This window comes from Consotaella salsifontis (genome assembly GCF_900167365.1).
Classification (GTDB): Bacteria; Pseudomonadota; Alphaproteobacteria; order Rhizobiales; family Rhizobiaceae; genus Consotaella; species Consotaella salsifontis.
Window position 1 is genome coordinate 1 of record NZ_FUXL01000025.1, and the last position, 22,142, is coordinate 22,142.

The 22,142-nt window shown below is 63.8% G+C and carries 23 protein-coding genes; 4 read left to right on the forward strand and 19 right to left on the reverse strand.

Annotated features, from left to right (window positions below; translation table 11 throughout):
* The coding region (locus B5D38_RS20995) for a conjugal transfer protein TraD (RefSeq protein WP_165690941.1) at nucleotides 1–153 on the reverse strand (153 nt) is incomplete at its 3' end.
* A 199-nt stretch (nucleotides 154–352) separates the two neighbouring features.
* Here B5D38_RS20995 and traA point away from each other — a divergent pair.
* From traA to B5D38_RS21010, 3 genes are read left to right on the forward strand one after another with little or no spacing between them, the layout of a single operon-like run.
* Nucleotides 353–3,472: a Ti-type conjugative transfer relaxase TraA gene (gene traA / locus B5D38_RS21000; RefSeq protein WP_078710408.1), complete on the forward strand. Its 3,120-nt coding sequence runs from the start codon at nucleotides 353–355 to the stop codon at nucleotides 3,470–3,472.
* A 9-nt stretch (nucleotides 3,473–3,481) separates the two neighbouring features.
* Nucleotides 3,482–4,174, forward strand: coding sequence for a DUF6118 family protein (locus B5D38_RS21005; RefSeq protein WP_078710409.1), 693 nt, complete (start codon nucleotides 3,482–3,484; stop codon nucleotides 4,172–4,174).
* A gap of 20 nt (nucleotides 4,175–4,194) precedes the next feature.
* Nucleotides 4,195–4,419, forward strand: coding sequence for a hypothetical protein (locus B5D38_RS21010; RefSeq protein ID WP_078710410.1), 225 nt, complete (start codon nucleotides 4,195–4,197; stop codon nucleotides 4,417–4,419).
* An 18-nt stretch (nucleotides 4,420–4,437) separates the two neighbouring features.
* Here the strand turns inward: B5D38_RS21010 and B5D38_RS21015 are convergent, their stop codons facing one another.
* The 18 genes from B5D38_RS21015 to B5D38_RS21105 form a co-directional block, all read right to left on the reverse strand.
* The gene (locus B5D38_RS21015) at nucleotides 4,438–4,818 is read right to left on the reverse strand and encodes an antitoxin VbhA family protein (protein WP_078710411.1); all 381 of its coding nucleotides are present in this window, start codon (nucleotides 4,816–4,818) and stop codon (nucleotides 4,438–4,440) included.
* An 89-nt stretch (nucleotides 4,819–4,907) separates the two neighbouring features.
* Nucleotides 4,908–6,173, reverse strand: coding sequence for a cytochrome P450 (locus tag B5D38_RS21020; RefSeq protein ID WP_078710412.1), 1,266 nt, complete (start codon nucleotides 6,171–6,173; stop codon nucleotides 4,908–4,910).
* 249 nt (nucleotides 6,174–6,422) lie between these two features.
* Nucleotides 6,423–7,037 carry a cation efflux transmembrane domain-containing protein gene (locus tag B5D38_RS21025; protein WP_078710413.1) on the reverse strand — a complete coding sequence of 205 codons (615 nt, stop codon included), beginning with the start codon at nucleotides 7,035–7,037 and terminating at the stop codon, nucleotides 6,423–6,425.
* A gap of 650 nt (nucleotides 7,038–7,687) precedes the next feature.
* Nucleotides 7,688–8,434, reverse strand: coding sequence for a phosphatase PAP2 family protein (locus B5D38_RS21030; RefSeq protein ID WP_078710414.1), 747 nt, complete (start codon nucleotides 8,432–8,434; stop codon nucleotides 7,688–7,690).
* Between the two features lie 239 nt (nucleotides 8,435–8,673).
* Nucleotides 8,674–9,318, reverse strand: coding sequence for a methyltransferase family protein (locus tag B5D38_RS21035; protein ID WP_165690942.1), 645 nt, complete (start codon nucleotides 9,316–9,318; stop codon nucleotides 8,674–8,676).
* A gap of 62 nt (nucleotides 9,319–9,380) precedes the next feature.
* Entirely contained in the window at nucleotides 9,381–10,982 is a 1,602-nt protein-coding gene (lnt, locus tag B5D38_RS21040) for an apolipoprotein N-acyltransferase (protein ID WP_245319443.1), read from the reverse strand.
* A gap of 14 nt (nucleotides 10,983–10,996) precedes the next feature.
* Nucleotides 10,997–11,467 (reverse strand): signal peptidase II, encoded by a 471-nt coding sequence (gene lspA, locus B5D38_RS21045; protein ID WP_078710416.1) that lies wholly within the window; start codon nucleotides 11,465–11,467, stop codon nucleotides 10,997–10,999.
* A gap of 138 nt (nucleotides 11,468–11,605) precedes the next feature.
* The gene (locus B5D38_RS21050; protein WP_131829986.1) at nucleotides 11,606–12,070 is read right to left on the reverse strand and encodes a copper chaperone PCu(A)C; all 465 of its coding nucleotides are present in this window, start codon (nucleotides 12,068–12,070) and stop codon (nucleotides 11,606–11,608) included.
* 38 nt (nucleotides 12,071–12,108) lie between these two features.
* A complete protein-coding gene (locus B5D38_RS21055; protein ID WP_078710418.1) occupies nucleotides 12,109–12,849 on the reverse strand; it encodes a cytochrome c biogenesis CcdA family protein in 741 nt (246 codons plus the stop codon).
* A 3-nt stretch (nucleotides 12,850–12,852) separates the two neighbouring features.
* Complete coding sequence (locus B5D38_RS21060; protein WP_078710419.1) at nucleotides 12,853–13,626, reverse strand: DsbA family protein; 774 nt, start codon at nucleotides 13,624–13,626, stop codon at nucleotides 12,853–12,855.
* 66 nt (nucleotides 13,627–13,692) lie between these two features.
* Nucleotides 13,693–14,262: a TlpA disulfide reductase family protein gene (locus B5D38_RS21065; RefSeq protein ID WP_234630873.1), complete on the reverse strand. Its 570-nt coding sequence runs from the start codon at nucleotides 14,260–14,262 to the stop codon at nucleotides 13,693–13,695.
* 5 nt (nucleotides 14,263–14,267) lie between these two features.
* On the reverse strand, nucleotides 14,268–14,780 hold the full coding sequence (locus B5D38_RS21070; RefSeq protein ID WP_342587370.1) for a DsbE family thiol:disulfide interchange protein: 513 nt from the start codon (nucleotides 14,778–14,780) through the stop codon (nucleotides 14,268–14,270).
* A gap of 245 nt (nucleotides 14,781–15,025) precedes the next feature.
* Nucleotides 15,026–15,739, reverse strand: coding sequence for a class I SAM-dependent methyltransferase (locus B5D38_RS21075; protein ID WP_078710421.1), 714 nt, complete (start codon nucleotides 15,737–15,739; stop codon nucleotides 15,026–15,028).
* A gap of 66 nt (nucleotides 15,740–15,805) precedes the next feature.
* A complete protein-coding gene (locus tag B5D38_RS21080) occupies nucleotides 15,806–16,441 on the reverse strand; it encodes a peroxiredoxin (RefSeq protein WP_078710422.1) in 636 nt (211 codons plus the stop codon).
* 327 nt (nucleotides 16,442–16,768) lie between these two features.
* Nucleotides 16,769–18,904: a heavy metal translocating P-type ATPase gene (locus tag B5D38_RS21090; RefSeq protein WP_245319445.1), complete on the reverse strand. Its 2,136-nt coding sequence runs from the start codon at nucleotides 18,902–18,904 to the stop codon at nucleotides 16,769–16,771.
* Nucleotides 18,905–19,988: 1,084 nt separating this feature from the next.
* Nucleotides 19,989–20,321: an ArsR/SmtB family transcription factor gene (locus B5D38_RS21095; protein WP_078710423.1), complete on the reverse strand. Its 333-nt coding sequence runs from the start codon at nucleotides 20,319–20,321 to the stop codon at nucleotides 19,989–19,991.
* A gap of 102 nt (nucleotides 20,322–20,423) precedes the next feature.
* Nucleotides 20,424–21,359, reverse strand: coding sequence for an MBL fold metallo-hydrolase (locus B5D38_RS21100; protein ID WP_078710424.1), 936 nt, complete (start codon nucleotides 21,357–21,359; stop codon nucleotides 20,424–20,426).
* Nucleotides 21,352–21,732, reverse strand: coding sequence for a cation transporter (locus B5D38_RS21105; RefSeq protein WP_234630866.1), 381 nt, complete (start codon nucleotides 21,730–21,732; stop codon nucleotides 21,352–21,354). Before B5D38_RS21105 ends, B5D38_RS21100 begins: the two co-directional genes overlap by 8 nt.
* 47 nt (nucleotides 21,733–21,779) lie before the next feature.
* Between B5D38_RS21105 and B5D38_RS21110 the strand changes: the two genes are divergently transcribed.
* Entirely contained in the window at nucleotides 21,780–22,142 is a 363-nt protein-coding gene (locus tag B5D38_RS21110) for an ArsR/SmtB family transcription factor (RefSeq protein ID WP_078710425.1), read from the forward strand.

The following is a 22,142-nucleotide window of genomic DNA, read 5'->3' on the forward strand; positions in this document are numbered from 1 at the left end:
AAGTAGCAGACCCGCCAGCGTCTCCATGTCGAGCTGATCAGCGCCAGTCGCGATCACCAGCTCGCCAAGCTGCGTTCTTTGCCGTGCCTTGAGGCTCTTGGCCTTCTCCTGAAGCGCCTTCAGCTCGGCATCGATATCGCGTGGCCTCCGCATGGTCCCTCCTGTCATCACGTCCCCGACTCGCCACCAACCTAGCCACCGGCACGGCGCCTGTCACTCAAAGCCGTCAGGATTTGAGTGCGCGCTTATACGTTGCTGCGCAACGTGCGCTTAGGCGGCGCGGTCTGGTCTGGCCTTTGAGGCAAATCGCAGCTAGGCTGCTGAGTGATTTGCGGGGGGACGCGGCGCCGGCATGGCGATCTACCATTTCTCGGCCAAAGTGATCTCGCGCGGCGCAGGCCGCAGCGCCGTGGCGGCCGCTGCCTATCGCTCCGCGTCGGAGCTGCACGATGAGCGCCTTGGCCGCGCCCACGACTTCACCGCCAAGACCGGCGTCGTTCATTCCGAAATCTTGGCTCCAGACGGTGCGCCGGAGCGGCTTTCCGATCGCGCGGCCTTGTGGAACGAGGTGGAAGCCACGGAGAAACGGAAGGATGCGCAGCTCGCCCGCGAGGTGGAGTTCGCCTTGCCGCGCGAGCTGAACCGGGAAGAGGGCGTGCAGCTCGCCCGCGACTTCGTTCAACGTGAGTTCGTCGACCGCGGCATGGTGGCGGACCTCAATGTGCATTGGGACTTCGACGCGGAGGGCCAAGCGAAGCCGCACGCGCACGTCATGCTGACCATGCGCGAAGTGGGGCCGGACGGCTTCGGCAAGAAGGTGCGGGAGTGGAACGCCACGCCGGAGCTGACCGGCTGGCGAGAACGCTGGGCCGAGCACGTCAACCAGCGCTGCGCGGAGCTGGGGCACGATGTTCGGATCGACCACCGCACGCTGGCCGCGCAGGGTGTCGAGCTGGAGCCGCAACACAAGATCGGACCGGCGGGGATGCGCCGGGAGACGCGCGGCGAGGATGCCGAGCGGGCGCAGGAGCATCGCGACGTCGCGCGCCGCAACGGCGAACGTCTTCTCGCCGAGCCGGGGGTCGCGCTGCGCTCGCTGACGCATCAGCACTCCACATTCACGCGTCAGGACCTCGCCCGGTTCGTGCATCGGCAGACGGACGGAGCCGATCAGTTCCAGGCCGTCATGAGCCGCGTGGAGTCGAGCCCGGAGATCGTGCAGCTCGGGCAGGACGGCCGCGGCCGTGAGCGGTTCACCACGCGCGAGATCATGGCTGTCGAGCAGCGCATGGAGCAGTCGGCCGACAGCCTCGCCGATGGTCGCGGGCATCGCGTCAGCCGAGCCTCGCTCGCTCACGCGCTGGATGCGGCGAACGATCGGGGAATGGTGCCCGGCCAGGATCAGGTCGCGGCGCTGGCGCATGTCACGGGCGATCAGGGCCTGGCGCTTGTCGTCGGCTATGCCGGCACGGGCAAGAGCGCCATGCTGGGGGTGGCGCGCGAGGCATGGGAGCGGGAAGGCTATATCGTTCGCGGTGCGGCCCTGTCGGGCATCGCGGCCGAGGGCCTGGAAGGCGGATCGGGCATCGCGAGCCGGACGATTGCCAGTCTCGAATACGCCTGGGAGCGCGGCCGCGACGAGCTGACGAGCCGCGACGTCTTGGTGATCGACGAGGCCGGCATGATCGGCTCGCGGCAGATGGCGCGCGTGCTTGAGCACGCCGAAAAGGCCGGCGCCAAGGTGGTGCTCGTGGGCGATCCCGAACAGCTCCAGGCGATCGAGGCGGGAGCGGCGTTCCGGGCGCTCAGCGAGCGGCACGGGGCGGCCGAGATCACGGAAATCCGCCGGCAGCGCGTCGACTGGCAGCGGGACGCCACGCGCGAGCTGGCGACGGGGCGCACGGGCCAGGCGCTCGACCGCTACGAGGCCGCCGGCATGGTGCATGGCCATGCCACGCGCGAGGACGCTCGGACGGCCCTGGTGGAGCGCTGGAACGAGGCGCGCCAGGCGCAGCCGGACCAGTCCCAGGTGATCCTGGCCTATACGCGGGCCGACGTGCGCGAGCTGAACGCCGGCGCCCGGTCCAAGCTGCAAGACGCCGGCGAGCTGGGCGCGGATCATGCGATGCAGACCGAGCGCGGCGAGCGATCCTTTGCGACCGGCGATCGGCTGATGTTCCTGCGCAACGAGCGGTCAATGGAGGTGAAGAACGGCACGCTCGGCACGGTGGAGGGCATCGAACGGGCGGGCGAAGGCAAGGAGGCTTCCGCACAGCTCACAGTGCGTCTGGACGGTGAGGAAGGGCGCCGGGTGGCGTTCGAGCTGCGCGATTACGACCACATCGACCACGGCTATGCGGCGACGGTTCACAAGGCGCAGGGCGTCACGGTCGACCGGGCGCATGTGCTGGCGACGGGCCATATGGACCGGCACGCGGCCTATGTCGGGCTGTCGCGGCACCGCGAGGGGGTGGAGCTGCATTACGGCCGTGAGGACATGGCCGACCACCGCCAGCTCGTGCGCACGCTTGCCCGTGAGCGGGCGAAGGATGTCACCCTCGACTATCCGACGAGCTTTGCCGAGCGGCGGGGCATCACTCCGGAGAACGAGATCCGGGTGCCGGAGCGCGTCTTGCGGGAGGCCGCGGCGCCGGAAAGGGAGAGGACCGGGCAGGAGCCGCCGCGCGGCATCTTCGCCGGTCTCCAGCTTGGCAAACATGCCGCCGGCGAGCGCAGTGCTGGCGAGCACATCGAGAGCGCGGCCGAGCGCGGGCAAGCCGCCGATCGGCGTCTCGATCAGCCGGGCATGTTCGCCGGCGTCCGGTTCGAGCCCGAGCCCGAGCCCGAGCCCGAGCCTGAGCAGAGCCGCGCGCCGGCGATGCGGCAGGCGCCGGATCGCCTTTCCCAGGCGGCGGAGCGTTACGGCCGGGCATGGGCCGACACCGAGCGGATGCGCGCTCAGGACCTCCCCGTGCTGCCGCATCAGAGCGAAGCCCTGGATCGGGCCGCGGCCGCGCTCGACAAGGTGCGCCCGAGCGCGGCGCAGGACCTTGCCTCGGCGCTGAAACACGATCCCCATCTCAGGCGCGATGCCCTGGAGCGACCAGGCGAAGCGCAGGGCGCGCAGCTCGTCGCCGGCATCGATCGCGAACGAGGCGTCCGGCTGGGCCACAATCCCGAGCTGAAGGCCGAGCGTATCGCGACGGAATGGGGCCGTCTGGAGCAGGCGCATGGGGCACTGGCAGGCTGGCAGGACAAGACGCGCGGCCAGATCGAGGCGCAGATGAAAGGGCTTGCCCAAGAGATCAAGGGCAATCCTCAGCTTGAAGCGGTGATGCGGTCCAGTGCCGAGAAGCTTGGTATCACGCAGGGGTCGAGCCTGGATCGGGTGCTCCGCGAGCCGAACGTCGCTCAAGCGATCGAGCGGACATTAAGCCGCGGCTTGAGCCGGGACTACGGCATGGAACGGTAAAGGAGGCCCATGCGGCAGGACGAAGACGCCGGCGGCCGCGTGCCGCCACAGGACCCCGCCACGCGCGCCTTTGAGGGTCTGCGGGCCGAGGTGACGGTGATGCGGCAGGCGATGGAGGAGCTGCCGGCGGCGCTGGAAGGGCAGCGGGCGCCGGACTACAGCTCCACGCTCGGCCAGATCGCCAAGAACCTGCACGCAGCCGTGGTGCGGATCGACGCTCTGGAGAAGCACACGGGCGCGCAGCTCACGCCGGAGGCGTTCGGGCGACAGATGCACAATGCCCGTTCGGAGATCTTCCGCCCGATCCAGAGCGACATGCGCGAGGCTGAGCGCCGGGTGCTGGATGCGGCCAACAGGCTCAGCATGGCTGCAGAGACGATCCGGGACCGGGGCGAGCAGCGCAAGTGGCTGATCGGGGCGGCCGCCGCCGGCGTTGTCGCCGGTCTGGTCCTGTTTCCCCTTCTCGGCCGCGTTCTGCCGGAAGCGATCGGCACCCGCATGGCGGCGCTCACGATGGGCGACACGCGCTGGAACGCCGGCATGAGCATGATGGGAGCCGAGAGCCCCGAGAGCTGGAACTTCATTGCCCAGGCATGGACTCTGGCGGACAGCAACAGCGAGGCGCTGGACGCCTGTCGCGCCCAGGCCAGGGAAACGGGCGAGGCGCAGAGCTGCACCGTCAACGTCAGGCCGGGCCGCTAGACGGGTGCCCAGGAGAGAGTATGGCGCGGTTTCAGTGTCACGAGTGCGGATTCGACGGTCATGCCGAATGGCATGGCGAGCTGGTCTGCCCGCGTTGCGGCTGCGATCATGGCGTGCGGGCCGCGATCGGCATCGAGGAGATGACGGAGGCCGAGGCCGACGCGATCGAGGCCTTGGCGACTGAGCTGGAAGGCTCGGAGGAATGGGCGATGGATGAGGACGGAGCTGCAAATAGGCGTGGCTGACCGCCCACGCCGGACAGCTCAATCCCTTGTCGGCGCCGACGGGCATTGATCCTCGCCCCACATTTCGTCGTAGGCAGCTTTGGGAAGGGGTTTGCTCACGCCCTCCTTCAGCTCGATCCCCATTTCAGCCCGAAGCCGCGCGGCGGTTTCGCAGGGGGATTCGTGGCTGCGCTTTACCTGTGGCTTATAGTGCCTGTCGAGCGCCGCGATCATCTCATCCGTGGTCATATCGCCGGCGATGTATGCGTCTTGGAGATAGTCGGTTTCCGGATCCCTGGCGCGGATTCCTTCCATCTCGGACTCGTGCATGGCGGCCTGAAGGAGACGGCGCCGGCGCTCGATGGCTTCCGGGCTCTTGTCGGGCCGGCAGGCGGGTGTTTTCGGGTCAGGTGCGGCCATTAAAGCGCTTTTTCGAGGGCGGATTGTGAGAAAACGATAGCTGAAAATGAGCCTTCACTAAATGACAGTGATGAGCTGCGAGGCTCGGCCTAGGCAGGAGCGCTCGTAGCCTCCCTCACCCGGCAGATGATGAACCGGCTTCGGGGCAAGGCTGGCAGCCTGGAATAATCAACCTGAAGATCCTGCTCCGGCACGTCGTATCTGATGCGCCTGGCCAGAACGTCCGCCGCCTGCTTCATGAGCCCGATCGTGATCCACTCGCCCGGGCAGCGGTGGTTCACGTCGTGGTTCCCGCCGCCCTGGGGAATGAGGCTGAAGGGGCTTCCGTCCCATTCGCGAAATCGCTCTGGCTGAAACACCTCAGGCGCGTCCCACGTCCTGGCGTCGTGGTTTGTCCCGTAAAGGTCTAGGATAACGCGTCTTCTGGCGGGGAAACGGTATCCCCTCCACTCGAAGTCGCCGCGCACCAGCGCTGCGACAGCGGGAAAGAAGGGGTAGAAGCGCCGAACCTCCTGGACGAACATTTCCGTATAGCTCGTGTCGTCGCCAGCTTCGAGCTTGCGCCGGCATTCAGGAAACTGGTGGAGGGCATGGGCGACGAAGGTGACATAGACGCCGACGGCGACGATCGGCCTGATCACGTTGAGGACTTCCACAGCGGCAACGTGCGGGCTCAGCAACTCGCCGTTCAAGTCCCGGTGCTCCGCAATGATCGAAGCAGCCGATCCTTCCGGCGGGCGGATTTGCCCTGAACGGATCTGCCCGACGATATTCTCGATCCAGCGATTGGCCCGCTTGCGCGCCCAACGCGCCCGCCAGTGCGCGGGGCCGACTGATCCTGCGGCGTCGAACAGCGCGGTGATCTCGTGCGTCCGCTGTCGAACCTGAGACTCGGGAAGCGGCACCCCGGCCCAGGCGCAGGCGGCTCGGGTCAGAAGTTCGTGAAGCTCGTCGTATAGGACGATCTCGTCCCTCAGCGCCCACAGGCGAGCGCGTGCCTGCCATTCCTCCGCGGTTGTCGCCATCAACCCTTCGATCCGCTCGGGGGTCATCAGCGACATGAACATTTGCTTGCGGTGTCGGTGGGCCTCGTCGTCCAGCCCTTGTACGCCGCCCTTTCCGAGCAGCGTCTTTTGGATGCGCCCGATCATGGCGCCCTGCCGCATGAACCGGCTCTGATCGTAGAACAGCCGGGCCGCCTCCGGCCCCGTCATACAGATTGTCTTGCGAAGCATGAGCCGGGTCTCGAACAGGTCCGATCCATAGGCACGGCACTGCTTCGAGATGAACCTGTAGGGGTCAGCCAGGAGTGCCAGCGTTGCGTCTGGCCTGTTGTCGCGGGGAACCTGGGGCATCAAGGCGCCTTCATCGGACGGATTTCGGGTCAGCCTTTCGGACCCTCATCTCGTTTCTCGGCCATACACTTTCGAGCAGGAGAAGGCCGACGCCGCTGACGATCGCCACATCAGCGAGATGCTCCGATCTCCATCGGCAGCATACACGGCTGCAAACAGATTGCCGGCTGCGGAACCGGCTGTCCCGCACCGACCACCAGAATGTCGATTTCTGTAAAGCTTGGGTCACGGGTAAGGCGTGCAAGTTAGTCAAGATGGGTTTCCTATTGCTCCAGCCTCGTTGGCTTTCTCAAGGATTTCAAAGCCGCTTCTGACAACGATGACGACCACACCCAAGCCAATGATCAAATCTGGATAAGGCGAATTGAAAAGAATTACGGCAAGACCCGAAAGAGCGATCGCGGCGTTCACGAGCATGTCGTTTGACGTGAAAATCCATGAGGCTTGTAGATGTACGCCGCTTTTTCGATGAGATTTTAACAACCGCATGCAGACCATGTTCGTCAGGGCGTTCGCGATTGCTACGACAATCATGACTGGTCCTATTGGATCGGATCCGGTGAAGAACCGACGGCCGACCTCAAATAAAAGGAGACCAGCGAATATAATCAGAAGGATACCCGACAATCGCGCAACTCGAACCTTCGCTAATAGACCACGACCCACGACGAAGAGGCTGATGGCGTAGACACATGCATCACCAAGATTATCGAGAGCAGAACCCATCAGCCCTGTTGACTGTGCCCACCATCCTAATCCTCCTGCAATGGCGACTTGAGCAATATTGATCGCAAGAACCCATCTAAGCGCCTTTCGTTCGCTCTGTTCTGATGAATTGGAACTGTCGTGGGGCAAATTGCTCATAACTCATACTCGATTCTTCGGCAGGAAGCGGAGCTGCAATCTGTATGTTTCCGTTGTCCAAGCTCATTCATGCAATGCGTCCTGGCGCCGGGAACTCTGGAGTAGCCAGATCACGAAGCTGGTGATTAGCGCGCCCCATCCTCCGTTGAAGCTCTCACACTCATGGCTATCTTCCCTGATCGTGCAGGACAATATATCATTCGCGGCTGATACGTCGAGTGATGCTGAACTGATCGAGCGGGTTAATGCTGTCCGGCGTGGATCGGTTTTGCGCTTGCTTCACGGACGGCGCTCGACGGCACGGAAGTTGCATGATGTGCACACGCTGATCGCCAATGGGTGTTCGCCGTGGCACTGGTTACGAGGATCTGATCGACCACGACGATCTGCGCCACGATCCGGTTCCACGAACCGTCCGTCGCCAAGCCAGAGAGAAAGAAGAGTGCATAACTCCGCTCGATGAGGAGCCAGGCGGCTCGAACTGCTCAGTCGCTGCCAGAAGCGCGCCGAAGCGATCAGGTGGCGATGGTGCAAATGAAGGTGGCAAAATCGGAATTGAGGTTTTTCACCCGATCGTGGCGAATACCGCTGAGAGCGTGCCGACGTCGCCGACGTGAGCGCACAAAATTGCTAGCAAGCGAGAGCGGTCTTCATGGGGACTCCTCGAAGGGCTGGCCGGGATGCGACTCGCTCGGTAGTTCAATCTCGCCCTGATGCTGAAGCCACAACGCCACCATCCAGCACAAGATGGCCCAGGCCGCACCGAGGGACCATCCGGCGAGCACGTCGGTCGGATAATGGACGCCGAGATAGAGTCGGCTGAGGCCGACGGAGATAGTCAGGATCACGGCGAGGGTCATGAAGTAGATCTTGAAGCGACGCTCGGCGTGGACACGCGTCAGGAGCGCCCCGAGGGTCAGGAAGGTGACGGTAGAGAGCGTCGTGTGGCCGCTCGGAAAGCTGGCGGTGAAAACCCGTGCGGCATGGGGAAGATCGGGTCGGGCACGATCGAGGCCGAGCTTGAAGATCATGCTGAGGACGGCGCCACCGAGCACCGCTACCGTCATGAGGACGGCGGCCGAACGCTTGCGCAGCAAGATGAGGTAACCAAGTGTGGAGAAGAACACGAAACCTAGAAACGCGTAGCTGCCGAGAGCAGTCGCATCCCTACCCATCTCTTCCAGCCAGGCGGGACCGATCGGGTCTGCGAGACTACCACTTGTGCGCAGGGCGAGGATAAAGGCACGATCGAACGCGGCCGTATCTCCCTCCAGCACCTCCATCGCAAGATAACTGAAGGATAGAATGAGGGCTGCGGCTACCAGTAGCGCTGCAAGAGGTCCGATTTCTTTTCGGGCTAACTGGACAAACCGGGTTCCGGAGGGGTGGAAGGGCATGGAATCGTCCTATCTCAGGCGAGCTGACGGATGATGAAGAGACCGGCGAACAGCTCCACGAGCGTCACCCCGACCGAGCGCACAAAGCCGCATCCGCGCCTTCACGTCACGCAACGACGCCGCCCAAACCAAAGCTCCAGCGTGTTCTTGATCGATGCACCCATCCACCATGTTCTCCATGTCATGATCGCCCGGGTGCTGAAGGTCTTTTCAAGGCTTTTGAAATCGTCGGCGCCTCATCAGGGCAGATGGAAAAGCGGGGTGACAAATCCTAGAACCTGCAACCAGTCGATCAACTCGAAGGCAGGAACAACAAGGAAGAACACCAAACCGTCACGAAGAGTACGCCAGAGCAATGGGGGCCGTATGAGGACCGCTTCCATGTCCCGCCACCCCCTCAGGCTTGGGCCAAAGCGCGGGACACGTTGCCTATAGGTTTCGAATGCTTCGCCGAACTTTCTCAGAAGCGCCTTTTCTTCGCTTAGGATTACCGGAAAAAATATCAGGAAAGTCGCCAGCGCAAATAGCGGCCCAGCCAACATGCTTCCGGTCTGGGCACCGACGCCGACGGCACCGAGAAAGTTGAACATGTAGAGGGGATTTCGGCTGATCGAGTAGGGGCCGGTGTCGACAATCTCTTGCACTTTCCTCCCTCCAATGTAGAGGGTGCACCACACCCGGCCGAGAACTGCAATTGAGATCAGGATCAGACTGATAATCTCGACTGTCTCGTGGGTGGTCCTCTCAACGGGCCAAGTCGATTGCATGATTGGCAGGATTCCAAGAACCAGAATCACCGCAATCCGGAGCGCTACCTTCCGCCTACGTTGAACGGAGTCGAGATCAATGATGTTTTTTTGGTCTTTTTGCTCTGCTGCGTTCACGAAGCATCCTCGCAACTCGATGGGCATGACAGACGGGATCTGTGCTATCGGCTGGATGGATCTTACGGAGGCTGCGGCGCAGTTGCCTCGCGCCGCCGACTGACGGCAATAAGTCCGAGACTGAGCAGCATGGTCAGGGCGAGCGGCGCATCTCCAAAGAAGGCGTACAGCGTCTGGCCGCCCAAAGCGGCAGGAAGGGCTGCATCGATAATCCCGACCGCGCCCAGCGGCAGCGAGTGCCTGATGCGTCCATAGGCATCTGTGACGGCTGAAATCCCGGTGTTCGCCGCGCGCACGAGCGGCAGCCCCTCCTCGATCGCCCGCACGCGTGCTGCAAGGAAGTGCTGGTAAGGGCCGGACGAGGTGCCGAACCAGGCATCGTTCGTGACGTTGAGGAGCCACTGGGGCTGCCCTCCCCGCCACGCGGCGCTTGGGAAGATCGCCTCATAGCAGATCATCGGGCCGGCTGGCGGCAAACCGGGCACGGCAAGCACGGTGCGTGCATCGCCCGGGACATAATCGATGCTGCCCTCTGTCAGCTTCTGCAGCGGCAGGACCTGGCGAAGCGGGGTATATTCACCAAACGGCACCAGTCGGACTTTGTCGTACGCTGAGATGATGTCGCCGGAGGGATCGAGAGCCAGGAGGCTGTTGAGCAGGGCCGGACGCTCTTCGAAATCCGCTACGCGGCGGACGGCTCCGCTCAGGAGCGCGCCTCCAGACGGAACCACCGCCGCCATCGCATTACGGATGCTTGCGTCTTCGGCAATTAGGTAGGGGACGGCAGTCTCCGGCCAGATGATATGGGTCGGTTGAACCGGGGCCGGTCGTGCGCTGAGGGCTAGATAGTGGTCGAGAATGCTCTGGCTCTCGCGGGGGTCCCATTTCATGGTCTGCGGAATGCTGGCCTGCACGATGCGCAAGCGCACACCGGGCACATCTGCGGCCGTCGGCCCCGCGAGGCGCACGGCGCCGAAGCCCCACAACGCAAGAACACCCACGGCTGCAATGACGAGCGGGGCCCAGCGGCGCAGACCCGGAGGGGCAGCTTCGCGAAGGCAGAGCCCCGGTGCTGCGGCCAGAAGGACGGTCAGGAAGCTAAGACCGTAGATGCCGATGACCGAAGCCGCTTGGAGCGGCTCGTCGGCAACGCCCCAGGCATAGCCGATCAGATTCCACGGGAAGCCCGTGAGGACATGTCCCCGTAGCCATTCGGCAGCGGTCCAGGAGACGGCGAATGCAAGGAGCAACCTCCAGCCGGTGACGCTGATCGATTTCGCCACACCACAGGCCGCAGCCGGGAAGAACGCCAGGAATGCGCTGAGGGCAGCCACAGCGGGAATTGCGAGGGCACCGAACTGTTCGGCATCGACATAGAAGCTTTCGGCGATCCAGCTGAGGCCGACCAGGAAATGGGCGAGCCCGAAAAGCCATCCCGCAAGCAATGCGCCGCGCCAAGTTCGGGTCTGATCGACCAGCCGGAAGAGACCGGCAAAGGCGACGAAGAGGAGCGGCGTAAGAAAGAACGGCGCAAGCGAAAGCGCGGCGAACCCACCGAGGCTAGCCGCCAGCACGCATCGCAACGCCAGCGAGGGTGCGCTGTAAGCGGCCCTGCGATCCCGTGTCCGGGGCCAGACGTCGGTCTTGCGGCTGAGATGGAGCACCGGCCCGCGCCTCGTTACGTCCGAGAAGGCTCGGCTCGCTTGCTTGGCAGAAAGCTGTCCAGCAGCAGAAGCCCGACGCCGCAGACGATGCCCACGTCCGCCATGTTGAACGATGGCCAGTGCCACTGCCCGATATAAAAGTCCAGAAAGTCCGTCACACCGCCAAGGCGCAGCCGATCGAGAACATTACCCATTGCACCCCCGATGATGAGCCCGAGGCCAATCGCCGTCAGCCGACTTTCGGCACGCGCCATCCAGACGACCATCACGGCCGCTATCGCGAGCGCAAAGGCCATCAGAACCCAAGGGGGTGCGTCGCCGAAGAGGCCGAAGCTCACACCCGTGTTGCGTCCGAGGACAAGGTTGAAGAAGCCGGTGATCGGGATCACGCGAGGAGGATCCATAACGTGGTTCAGGATCCACCATTTCGTCGCCTGATCGACAACGAACCAGAAAAGCGCGATGGGAAGTCCGAGCCGCAGCATGCCGCAAGCTTTCTCCGCAAGGGTTGTTAAAAGCTCAGCCGATTTGGCCAAGCGCCGGGAAGAGCATTCCCGAGGCTGTCATCAAAACGTCCGCAATCGTGGGGAATTGCCGTTCGGTGCGGGGCGGGAGCTCGTGGATCAATTGCCACCACCCGGCTCGATCTCGACCTGCATTGTCAACGACCCTGCACCTCCGAAATCGAGGGTCAGGTCGAACGCGTCGCCTTCCTTCAGCTCACGTTTCAGGCCGCTCAGCCAGAGATGTTGGCGCCAAGGCGCCAATGCGAGAGGCTTGCCGGGCTCGAGATCGATCGTATCGGACCAGCGCTCCTCTCCGTCCGCCGCCGTTCGGATGCGCACGTCTTCGGCAACCGGAGTTGAAGCATCGATTAGCTGGACCGCCGCATCTCCCTGGTTCAAGATTGGCCCATACACCGCGACGCCCCCGCCGCTCTCGGGCTGAGACGCCCAGACATGGCCGACGGCGATATCGCCGAGCTTGTAGCTGTGTGCAGTGGCGGCCTGTGGAGGAAATAGCAAAGCGACGCCAGCCAGAGCTGCAAACAGCTCCCTCCTGGTCATGCGGGCGGGGTACTTTTCCACTAGCTAAGATCTCCCTCCGTCGTGGTGCGTCGCGGTTCTCACCCAATACTCCCAAAAATGGGGAAGCGCTGAAGTAGCCAGAAGGCGAACATCGACATCTTGCCGGTGATCATGGCGAGGCCCATGGCGATCATGATCCCACCCGCTCCGATCTGGAGCAGCCGCCCGGCGCGCCGCATCGACTTCAAGCGTTTCGCCAGCCCGTCTGTGAATAGCGCCGCCGCTAGAAAAGGCAGACCGAGCCCGACCGAGTAGATGCTGAGAAGGGCGATGCCGTCCGAGGCCGTCGCGGACAAAGCGCTCACGGTCAGGATCGCGCCGAGGATCGGGCCGATGCAGGGGGTCCAGCCGAACCCGAAGGCCAGCCCCAGCAGATAGGCCCCGAGAGGCCGGCCGCCGCGTACCTCGCCATGAAAGCGCACGTCCCGCTCCAGCCAAGGCAGCCGCACCAGTCCGGTCATGAAGACGCCGAACAGGATGATGATCGCGCCACCGACGATGTTCGTCTCGTAGCGATAGGCTAGGAGAAGACGGCTGGCGGCAGTGGCGCTCGCGCCAAGGGCGATAAAGATGGTGGAGAAGCCGAGCACGAAGAGCGCACTCAGCAACAGCGTGGAGAGGCGGCCGCCACGCGAGCGGGACAGTTCGCCGCTGCCTGCCGAATTGCCAGCGATATACGAGATGTAGCCCGGCACTAGCGGCAGCACGCATGGCGAGAGGAACGATATGGCGCCCGCCGCAAGCGCCGTCAGGACGCCGATATTGGAGATCTCGAGCATCCCTCAGCGCTCGCCCGGCGTTGTCGCGTCGGCGATGATCTCTTGCAGGGTTGCGGCGTCGACGAGACCACGCACGATTTCGTCGCCAACGATGAAGGTCGGCGTGCCGGTGATCCGCAGAGCTTGCGCCAGCGCGAGGTTGCGGCCGATCGCCTCCTCGATCTGCGGGTCCTGCATGTCCTGCTTGAGTTGCTCGACATCGAGGCCGACCTGGGCCGCGATCTCCAGCGTGGAGCTCTCGTCGATCGATCCCGAATAGGCCATCATGGCCTCGTGGAACGGCTCGTATCTGCCCTGCTTCTGGGAGGCGAGTGCCGCCCGCGCCGCGAACTCCGAACCGGGCCCGAGGATCGGGAACTCCTTGTAGACGACCCGCAGTTCGTCGTTGGCCTCTTCGGCCTCGGCCAGAACGGGGATCGCCTTGCGGCAGTAGGGGCAGTTGTAGTCGAAGAACTCGACCAGCGTGACCGCGCCCTGTGGATTGCCGCCGACGGGCGCAGCCGGATCATGAAAGATTTCGTCACGCCGTTCGGCGATGACGACCTGCAGCTCGTTCGTCTCGGCGGCCTGTTGGCGCTCCTCGAGAAGACGGAAGGATTCGACTAGCACTTCGGGGTTCTCGAGCAGGTAGCTCCGGGCCTGCGACGCGAAGTCGGCAGAGACAGGCCTCTCGGCATCCAGGGTTCCGGTTGCAAAAAGGAGTGCTGCTCCGGACAGGCCGACAGCCAGCACCGAAAGCGCAAGCGAAACAGCAGAGCCTATAGTTCGTTTGGACATGAGGTTAACTTCGGTTGCCCAACTTGGCACAATGAGTGCGAACGCGGGGATTTAGCTTCGGGTCCTTCATTGTGATGCCGTTCCCGAGCGCGAAGACGTGTCAGTGGGATCGAGATAGCCGCGGATCTCCGCGATCACCTCCGGGCTGTCCCACTCCTTCGGCCCGGCCCAGCGCTGCAACTCGCGGCCGCTGCTGTCGATAAGCAGGGTCGTGGGGAGGCCGAGAACATTGAGGGCCTTCATGCTAGCGGCAGGCTGGTCGAGATAGATGTCCAGGTTCTCAATGCCGATCTCGGCGAAGAAGGGGCGAACGGCATCGAGACCGTTGCGGTCGATCGACAGGGGCACAACCTCGAAATCCGGCCCGCCTAGTTCGGCCTGTAGCCGGTCGAGCGAGGGCATCTCCTCGCGGCACGGCGGACACCACGTGGCCCAGACGTTCAGCAAAACGGCCTTGCCACGGAAGTCCGCCAAGCTGACGGAATTGCCTTCGGAATCCTCAAAGGTGAGGTCCGCGATTGCGCCCGCTGCGCCGGAGGTCTCCGCATTGAGTAGAAGCGTTCCCGCGCCGGCGCCCGCCAGACCGAGGCAGATGATGAGGAGGACGAGCCACAGGCGGCCCCGTGTCATGCGCATCCGGCTCACTCCGCTTGCAGCCGCGCCACGAGCGGGAGGATCGTTTCCTTCAACGCCGCCTTGGTGATCGGGCCGATCTGCTTGTAGACGATCGTGCCGTCACTATCGACGACGAAGGTTTCCGGCACGCCGTAGACGCCCCAGTCGATCGCGACCCGGCCGTCGATATCGGCGCCGGTACGAGTGTAGGGATCGCCAAGGGCGCCGAGCCAGCGTGCGGCATCCTGGGGACGATCCTTGTAGTTGATGCCGTGAACCGGCACGATGCCGTTCTCCTTCAATCTCATCAGCAGCGGGTGCTCGTCTCGGCAGGCGACGCACCAGGATGCAAAGACGTTTACGAGCGACACCTCGCCTTTCAGGTCCGCGCTCGACAGCCCGAGCATCCGTCCCTGGACGGGCGGCAGAGTGAACTCCGGAACAGGCTTTCCGATGAGCTGCGAGGGGATCTGGTTGGGATCGCGGCCGAGACCCCAAACAAAGACAGCCGTCAGCGCCATGAATGCCGCAAGCGGCATGAAGAGGACCAAGCGTCGCGGCTTATTGCGCTGTTTTCCGACGTCCTTTGTTGCGCTCGGCGCGCTCATCGGTCTGCTTCCGGTCCCCGGGCGCTCACGCCAGAACACCGATCGTCGAGGGTTTAAACCCCTGAGCGTTCCTCACAATGAGCTCCCGTTCGATCTCGTAGTGGTCATTGTCACCGCCAAATTGTCCAAGTCGCCGCTGCCGTTCGATCTTCTCACGGCAATCAATCCTCCAGCGCTCATTGGGTAGGCTTTTGCCCACGAACAAATGCGAGCGTGCCGGACACGGTTGAAAACCGGAATGTCTCGGCGGTGTCCCGGAACCCGGCATTCCGCATGAGCAAGGGTAGGCGACCCTGGATGTTGTCGGCAGTGTTGCCAAACCCGTCCAGGACCTGCACCGGGTAGAACAGGAGGCGCATCAGCCGGTTCTGAGGCGAGCCCCAATCCGCCACGTGCATCGCACCGCCGTGCCGAAGCAGTCGGTGCGCCTCGACGAAAGCCGCTGTCTTCTGAGCCGGGCTTAAATGGTGGAAGACCAGGCTTGAGACGATTGCGTCGAAGCTTCCGGATTGGAGGATTTCGCTCTCCGGCGGAGCATCGGCAAAACCTTGAACGAACGTCATTGTGATGCCTGCAGTCTCTGACTTCTCTCTTGCGAGCGCCAGTACTTGTGGGTCGGGGTCGAGGCCAACGATTCCGGCCTTGGGGCACGCCTGCTGGAGCATCAGCATCAGCGTTCCGGTGCCACAGCCAAGATCCAGGATCCGTTGCCCAACGAGGGGCGCGACCTGTTCGACCAGACGGTGCTTCCAAGTCTGCTCCCGATAAAGCAAGGCGAGAGCCGGATCGTAGAGCCGGGTCAGCGCCCGCAGGCCGGCTGCTGGAACGTAGCGTCGGGTTGTAGATGTCACCCCTGTTCGAGTTGGCTCCGAACCTTCCGTTAGCTGCATCCTTGGGTCCTCGTTGCCGGAGCTGAACTGGCGCGAGGGGCGCCAGTCCAGCTCCGGCCTGATCTTTCATCGGTTCGGCTGCGGCGTGACTCTGAGATAGGGCTTCAGCGTCTTCCAGCCTTGCGGGAACCTCTCGCGGGCCTGCTCGTCGGACAGCGATGGCGCGATGATCACATCCTCACCCTGCTCCCAGTCGGCCGGGGTCGCAACGCTGTAGCCGTCGGTCAGCTGTAGGGAGTCGACGGCCCGGAGGATCTCGTCGAAGTTGCGGCCCGTGGCGGCCGGATAGGTAAGGATCAGCCGCACCTTCTTCTGCGGGTCGATGACGAACACCGAGCGCACAGTCAGCGTGTCGCTCGCGTTCGGATGGATCATGCCGTAGAGGTCCGACACCGTGCGGTCGGGGTCGGCGATGAGCGGGAAGTTCAGCGCCGCCCCTTGCGTCTCCTCGATGTCGGCAGCCCAGCGGCCGTGTTCGGAGACCGGATCCACCGACAGCCCGATCACCTTCACGTTGCGCCGATCGAATTCGGGCTTCAGCTTAGCCACCGCGCCGAGTTCGGTGGTGCAGACAGGGGTGAAGTTCTTCGGGTGCGAGAAGAGCACGACCCAATTGTCGCCGGCCCATTCGTGGAAGCGGATCCGGCCTTCGGTCGAGTCCTGCTCGAAATCCGGTGCGATGTCGCCAAGTCGCAATGTCATACCTGTCTCCTTTTGGTTGTCCTTTCGCGTGGCGGGGCCAGAAGCCAACCTTTCGAGCCGATCATCAGCCGCACACTGGCGAGTTGATGGTCTACAGCACCCCCAGAACCCCGAAGAGGACGATCAGCACGTAAGCTGCATAGGCGCCGATAAGAGGCGGCGGTCGCGATGCCGATTAACGAGCCGTTCGCTGCGGCCGAGATGCCCCACTGCCGGCGCACTTTCTTGAAGGGCTTCGCGAGGTGCTTCGACTCCCAGTGCGCCGCGTAAACCGCCGCTAGCAGAACCGCCATCCAGATCCAGACGCTCATGCTTCCGATCCCGTGTTCAGGCGTTTGCGTGCTGGTCACGGCCCAGCAGCCGCAACCCGTTGAGGACCACGAGCAGCGAGGCTCCGACATCGGCCGCGATGGCACCCCAGAGTGAGGCGAGACCGATCACCGTCAGGACGGTGAACAGCAGCTTCACGCCGAGCGAGAAGCCGATGTTCTGCCGGATGATCCCAAGCGTGGCGCGGGAATGGCGAATGAGCCATGGTAGCCGTGACAGGTCGTCCTGCATGAGCGCGATGTCGGCCGTCTCGATTGCGGCATCGCTGCCGATCGCACCCATCGCGATGCCCAGATTGGCGCGAGCCATCGCCGGCGCGTCATTGACGCCGTCGCCGATCATGGCAATGGCCTTATGGTCCTCGGCCAGCTTCTCGACGGCCTCGACCTTGTGCTCGGGAAGGAGCTCGGCGTGGACCTCGTCCACGCCTGTCTCACGGGCGATCGCCTCAGCCGTAGCGCGGTTGTCGCCGGTGAGCATCACGACCCGGCGGATCCCAGCGGCGTGGAGATCCGCGACAAGACGGCGAGCCTGCGGCCTGACGGCGTCGGCCGTCGCGATCAGGCCCCATACCGAATCGCCATCGCCAACCGCAACGACCGTGCGCCCCGCACCGGCCAATCCATCGGCCTTGTCCAGGATGCCAGCCTCGGAAAGGGTTGCGCCCCGTTCCTCGAGCAAGCGCCGCGATCCGAGCCAGGCTTCCCGACCTTGCACCCGACCGATGACGCCGCGGCCTCGGATTGCCTGCACCGCGTCTGCCGCTCGAACGGCGACACTGCGCTCCGCCGCCTTCTCCAGGATCGCCCGGGCGAGCGGATGCTCGCTGCGGGCTTCCAGCGCCGCCGCCAGACCGAGGAGATCGTCTTCGCTGCGCCCGCCCAGCGGCACAAGCTCCACCACCCGGGGTCGGCCCTCCGTGAGGGTGCCGGTCTTGTCCATGGCGATGGCAGTCAGATGCGCCGGCGTCTCGAGATGAACGCCGCCCTTCACCAGAACACCCTGCTTCGCCGCGCCGGCGAGCGCGGCGACGATGCTTACCGGTGTCGAGATTACGAGCGCGCAGGGGCAGGCGATCACGAGCAGGACCAGTGCGCGATAGAACCACACCTCCCAAAGACCACCGAACAGAAGCGGCGGCACCAGGAACACAATCAGTGCCATGGCCATGACCGCCGGCGTATAGATACGTGCAAAGCGCTCGACCCACTGCTCGGTCGGCGCGCGCCGGCTCTGGGCCGAGCCGACCATGCGGATGATCCGAGCAAGCGTCGTGTCCCCAGCGGCCTTGGTCGTCTCGATCGCGAGCGCACCTTCGCCGTTGATGGTCCCGGCGAAGACCTCTGAGTCGGGCGACACCGCAACGGGCACGCTTTCGCCCGTGATCGGTGCCTGATTGACTTCGCTTTCACCGGAGATGACGCGGCCGTCGAGCGGGATCTTGTCGCCCGGACGGACGATCACATGAGCCCCGATCGCCACCTCGGATGCCTGCACTTCGCGCTCGGTCGCGTCCGGAAACCGCACCAAAGCTGTCGTGGGGGCGAGTTCCATGAGCGCAGCAACCGCGCGACGGGCCCGTCCCAGGCTCCAGGCTTCCAGCGCCAGAGAGACGGCGAACAGGAACGAGACGGTCGCGGCCTCAAACCATTGGCCTATGATAACGGCGCCCGCGACCGCCACGACCATCAGGAGGTTCATGTCGGGGCGAAGGCGACGGGCTGCCAGTAGGGCCTTGGGCGCAACATAGCGAACAGCGCACAGGATTGAGAACACATACGCGATGACCGCCGGCGCCGGCACTCCCGCTGCCGTTGGGTCCGGCGTTTCGCTGACGGCCGCGACGAGGCTGCCGGCTGCCCAAGCGTGATAGGCAAAGCCCAAAGCAGCGAGGATGCCGCTTGCGGCGGTGAGAAGTGACTGGGTGCGCCGGCGCCGCTCTTCTGCTGCGCTGCCTTCGGTCGAGCCTTCGGTCCAAGGCTCGGCGCGCATGCCGGTCCGGGCAACCGCTTTTTCGACCTGCGCAAGAACGGTTGAATCCGGGTTGCCGGCAATCGACATCCGGCCATTGATCAGATCGAAGGCCAGCTTGTCGTCGCCGCTTACAATTGGGCCGACCTCGCGCTTGAGCACGGCAACCTCATCGCCGCAATCCATGCCATGGATCTTGAAGACCGCGTGCCCCGGCTCGACAGCCGGGACGGGAGCGGTCAGAGCCTCAGCCCCGCACGCAGAGCAGGACGGCGCCTGGACCGGAGCGGACGCCATAGATTCCGCTCCATCCGTCCACGGCTCAGCCGCCATGCCTGTGCGCCATACGGTTTCCGTAATGGCAGCGGCCGAGGCGAGCGCCTGAGGCGCGACCTCCATCAGGCCGCGCTTGGTATCGAAAGAAAGCTTGTCTTCGCCGCCGACAATAGGTCCGACGGCGGCCTTTAGCTGCCGAACCTCATTCTGACAGTCGAGACCATGAATCTTGAAGCGCAACGGGCCTCCGGTTGCAAAAGTGGTATCGCCCTGGGAACGCAGGCGGGCACGCATTCCCGTTCCTGCAATTGCCTGCGCGATCAGCGCGACCGAGGCTGATCCGGAGGCAACGGTCATCAGGCCGCGTTTGTCATCGAAGGAGAGCTTGTCCTCACCGCCGACCAGGGGCCCGACGGCTGCCTTGAGCTGGCGCACCTCGTTCTGGCAGTCCAGCCCTTCGATTTCGAAGCTCAGCGGCTCCTCGTCCGCGACCTCATCCGCGAGGAGCCGGGCCCGCATGCCGGTGCTCGCTACCGCCTGCTCGATATCCGCGAGAGAGGCGTTCGCTTGTGAGCCGATCACCATGAGGCCTTTTCGGGTGTCGAAGGAGAGATTGCTCTCGCCGCCGACGAGTTGCGAGAGAGCCGCCGTCAGTGCCCTGGCCTCGTTTCGGCAGTCGAGTCCCTCGACGTGGAAGCGCCGGGGCCTTGGCTCCGGGCCCGAAAGCCACGATAGAACCCGCATGCCGGTCTGAGCCACCGCTCTTTCGATCGCGTCCGCGGAGGCTTCCTTGGATACGACCGTCATTACGCCGTTGGCTGTATCGAAGCTGAGCCGGTCCTCACCGCCGACCAAGTGCCCGACGGCTGCCTTGAGCTGACGCACCTCGTTCTGGCAGTCCAGCCCGGCCACCTTGGCGCGCATGGGCATGTCTTCTCGATCAGGCGCTGCACCAGCGGCCGTTGGAACATTAACGTTCATCGTCTTCCTCCTCGGCACCGCCGCGTTGCTCGGCCACGTGGCCAACCATATCCCGGATGACGCACTCCACGTGCTCGTCGACCACGCCGTAGAAGACCTGCTTGCCGCGTCGCTCGGCCTTGACGAAGCGGGCCGCGCGCAGAAGACGGAGATGATGGCTGACGAGCGATGGGGAGAGGTCGACGCGCTGGGCGATGTCACTCACGCAGAGTGCATCGCCGAGGCAGGCCACGGCAATGCGCAGCCTGTTGCCGTCGCCCATAAGGCGAAAGATCTCGGCAAGTTCAACGGCCTGGTCTTCGGTCAGCTTGATGTCGGGCATGCTGCATCCATGAACGTTTTAACAGGTGTTCAGTTATTCCACTGACTGTCGAGGGTCAAGGGGAGCTATCGCTGGAGCGGATGGCAAGGGAGCGGGCGGGAGCTACCGCCACGCCGCCTCAGTCAGGGCGTCAAGCGGGAGCTTCAGATATCGACGCCCGTTCGCTTCCGGATCCGGGAGCCAACCCCCGGCGATGTTGACCTGCAGCGCATGGAGCATCAGCTTTGGAAGGGGCAGTTGAGCATCCCGTTCGTCCCGGAAGGAGACGAACGCGTTCTCGCATAGTGCCTCCTGCAGATGGATATTACTCACCCTCTGCTCCGCAACGGTGCTCTCCCAGGCCGGCTCCCGGCCTCCCGGTCTGTAGTCGTGGCCGGTAAACAGGCGTGTCTTTGCAGGCAATGCGAGGATTCGTTGGATCGAGCGCCACAGATCACGCGCATCGCCGCCGGGAAAGTCGCAGCGCGCCGTGCCGAAGTCCGGCATGAACAGGGTGTCGTGCACGAAAGCGGCATCTCCCACGACATAGGTGATAGAAGCCAGGGTATGACCTGGCGAATGGAGAACCTCGACATCCAGATCGCCGATCCGGAAGTGCTCTCCGTCGGCGAAGAGCCTGTCCCACTGCGAGCCGTCGATGGGAAAGGAATCGGGCAGGTTGTAGATCTCTTTCCAGAGCTTCTGAACCTCGATCACCTTCTCGCCGATCGCAGTGGGCGCACCGATCATCCGTTGCAGGTATTGGACGGCGGACAGGTGATCGGCATGAGGATGAGTGTCGAGGATCCACTCAACCGTGCAGCCGTTCTGCCGGACATAGTCGAGCAGCGCTTCCGCGGAGCGGGTAGAGGTCGCGCCGGATTTCTCGTCGAAATCGAGCACCGGATCGATCAGCGCGCAGCGTTTCGTTGCCGGATCGGTGACCACATACTGGACACTCGATGTCCGTTCATCAAAGAATCCGGCGACCAGCGGTGACGACTTGGCGCCTCGGAGCGGTTGGTTCTCGACGAAGTGGCCGGTACGCGTTTCATGCATATTCACATCTCCAGCGATCGCGCCAAGGCGTCGGCACGAGGCCGGTGGTCCAAAGCGCCCGCTTGTAGGCCGGGGTGATATGGCTGAGATCCCTCGGCAAGTCGTCATCATCGTCGCCTGCCTCCGCTGCCGGGCGATCCAGCCGATTGAGCTGGTAGCCGATGCCCGTCACAGCCCGTTCGACCTGCGGAAGACGGGTATCGGGATCATCGACGTGCAGCGTCATGATCTGCGTGGCGGTCGAGACCTTCACGTCCTCGACTCCAACCGAGCGCACGGCCTTTTCGATCTTCGCCGCGCAGGAGGGGCAATCCATTCCGGTGACGCGGCAGTGCGTCGTCTCGGCTTCACTCGTTGAAGCTGCTACGCTCATGGCCATCTTCCCTAATCGTGAAGAGCTATATATCATTCGTGGCTGATATGTCGAGCGATGCTGAACTGATCGAGCGGGTTGATGTCCCGACCCTCGCCTTGCGGGCGAAGCTGTTTCGGGGGCTGGCGGATGCATCGCGGCTGTCGATCCTGGACGCCTTGCGCGCAGGACCCTTATCCGTGGGCGAGATCGTCGCGACGACCGGCCTGTCGCAGTCGAACGCGTCGAACCATCTGCGGTGTCTCAGCGAATGCGGTCTTGTGGTTGGTGAGCAGCGCGGCCGCTTCGTTCACTATCGCTTGAGTGATCCGCGCCTGGATGATCTGCTTGTGCTCGTCGGCGAACTGCTGAGGGAGACTGCCTGCGGCGTCAAAGCCTGCGAAAACTACAGGATGTCACAGCAATCCTAA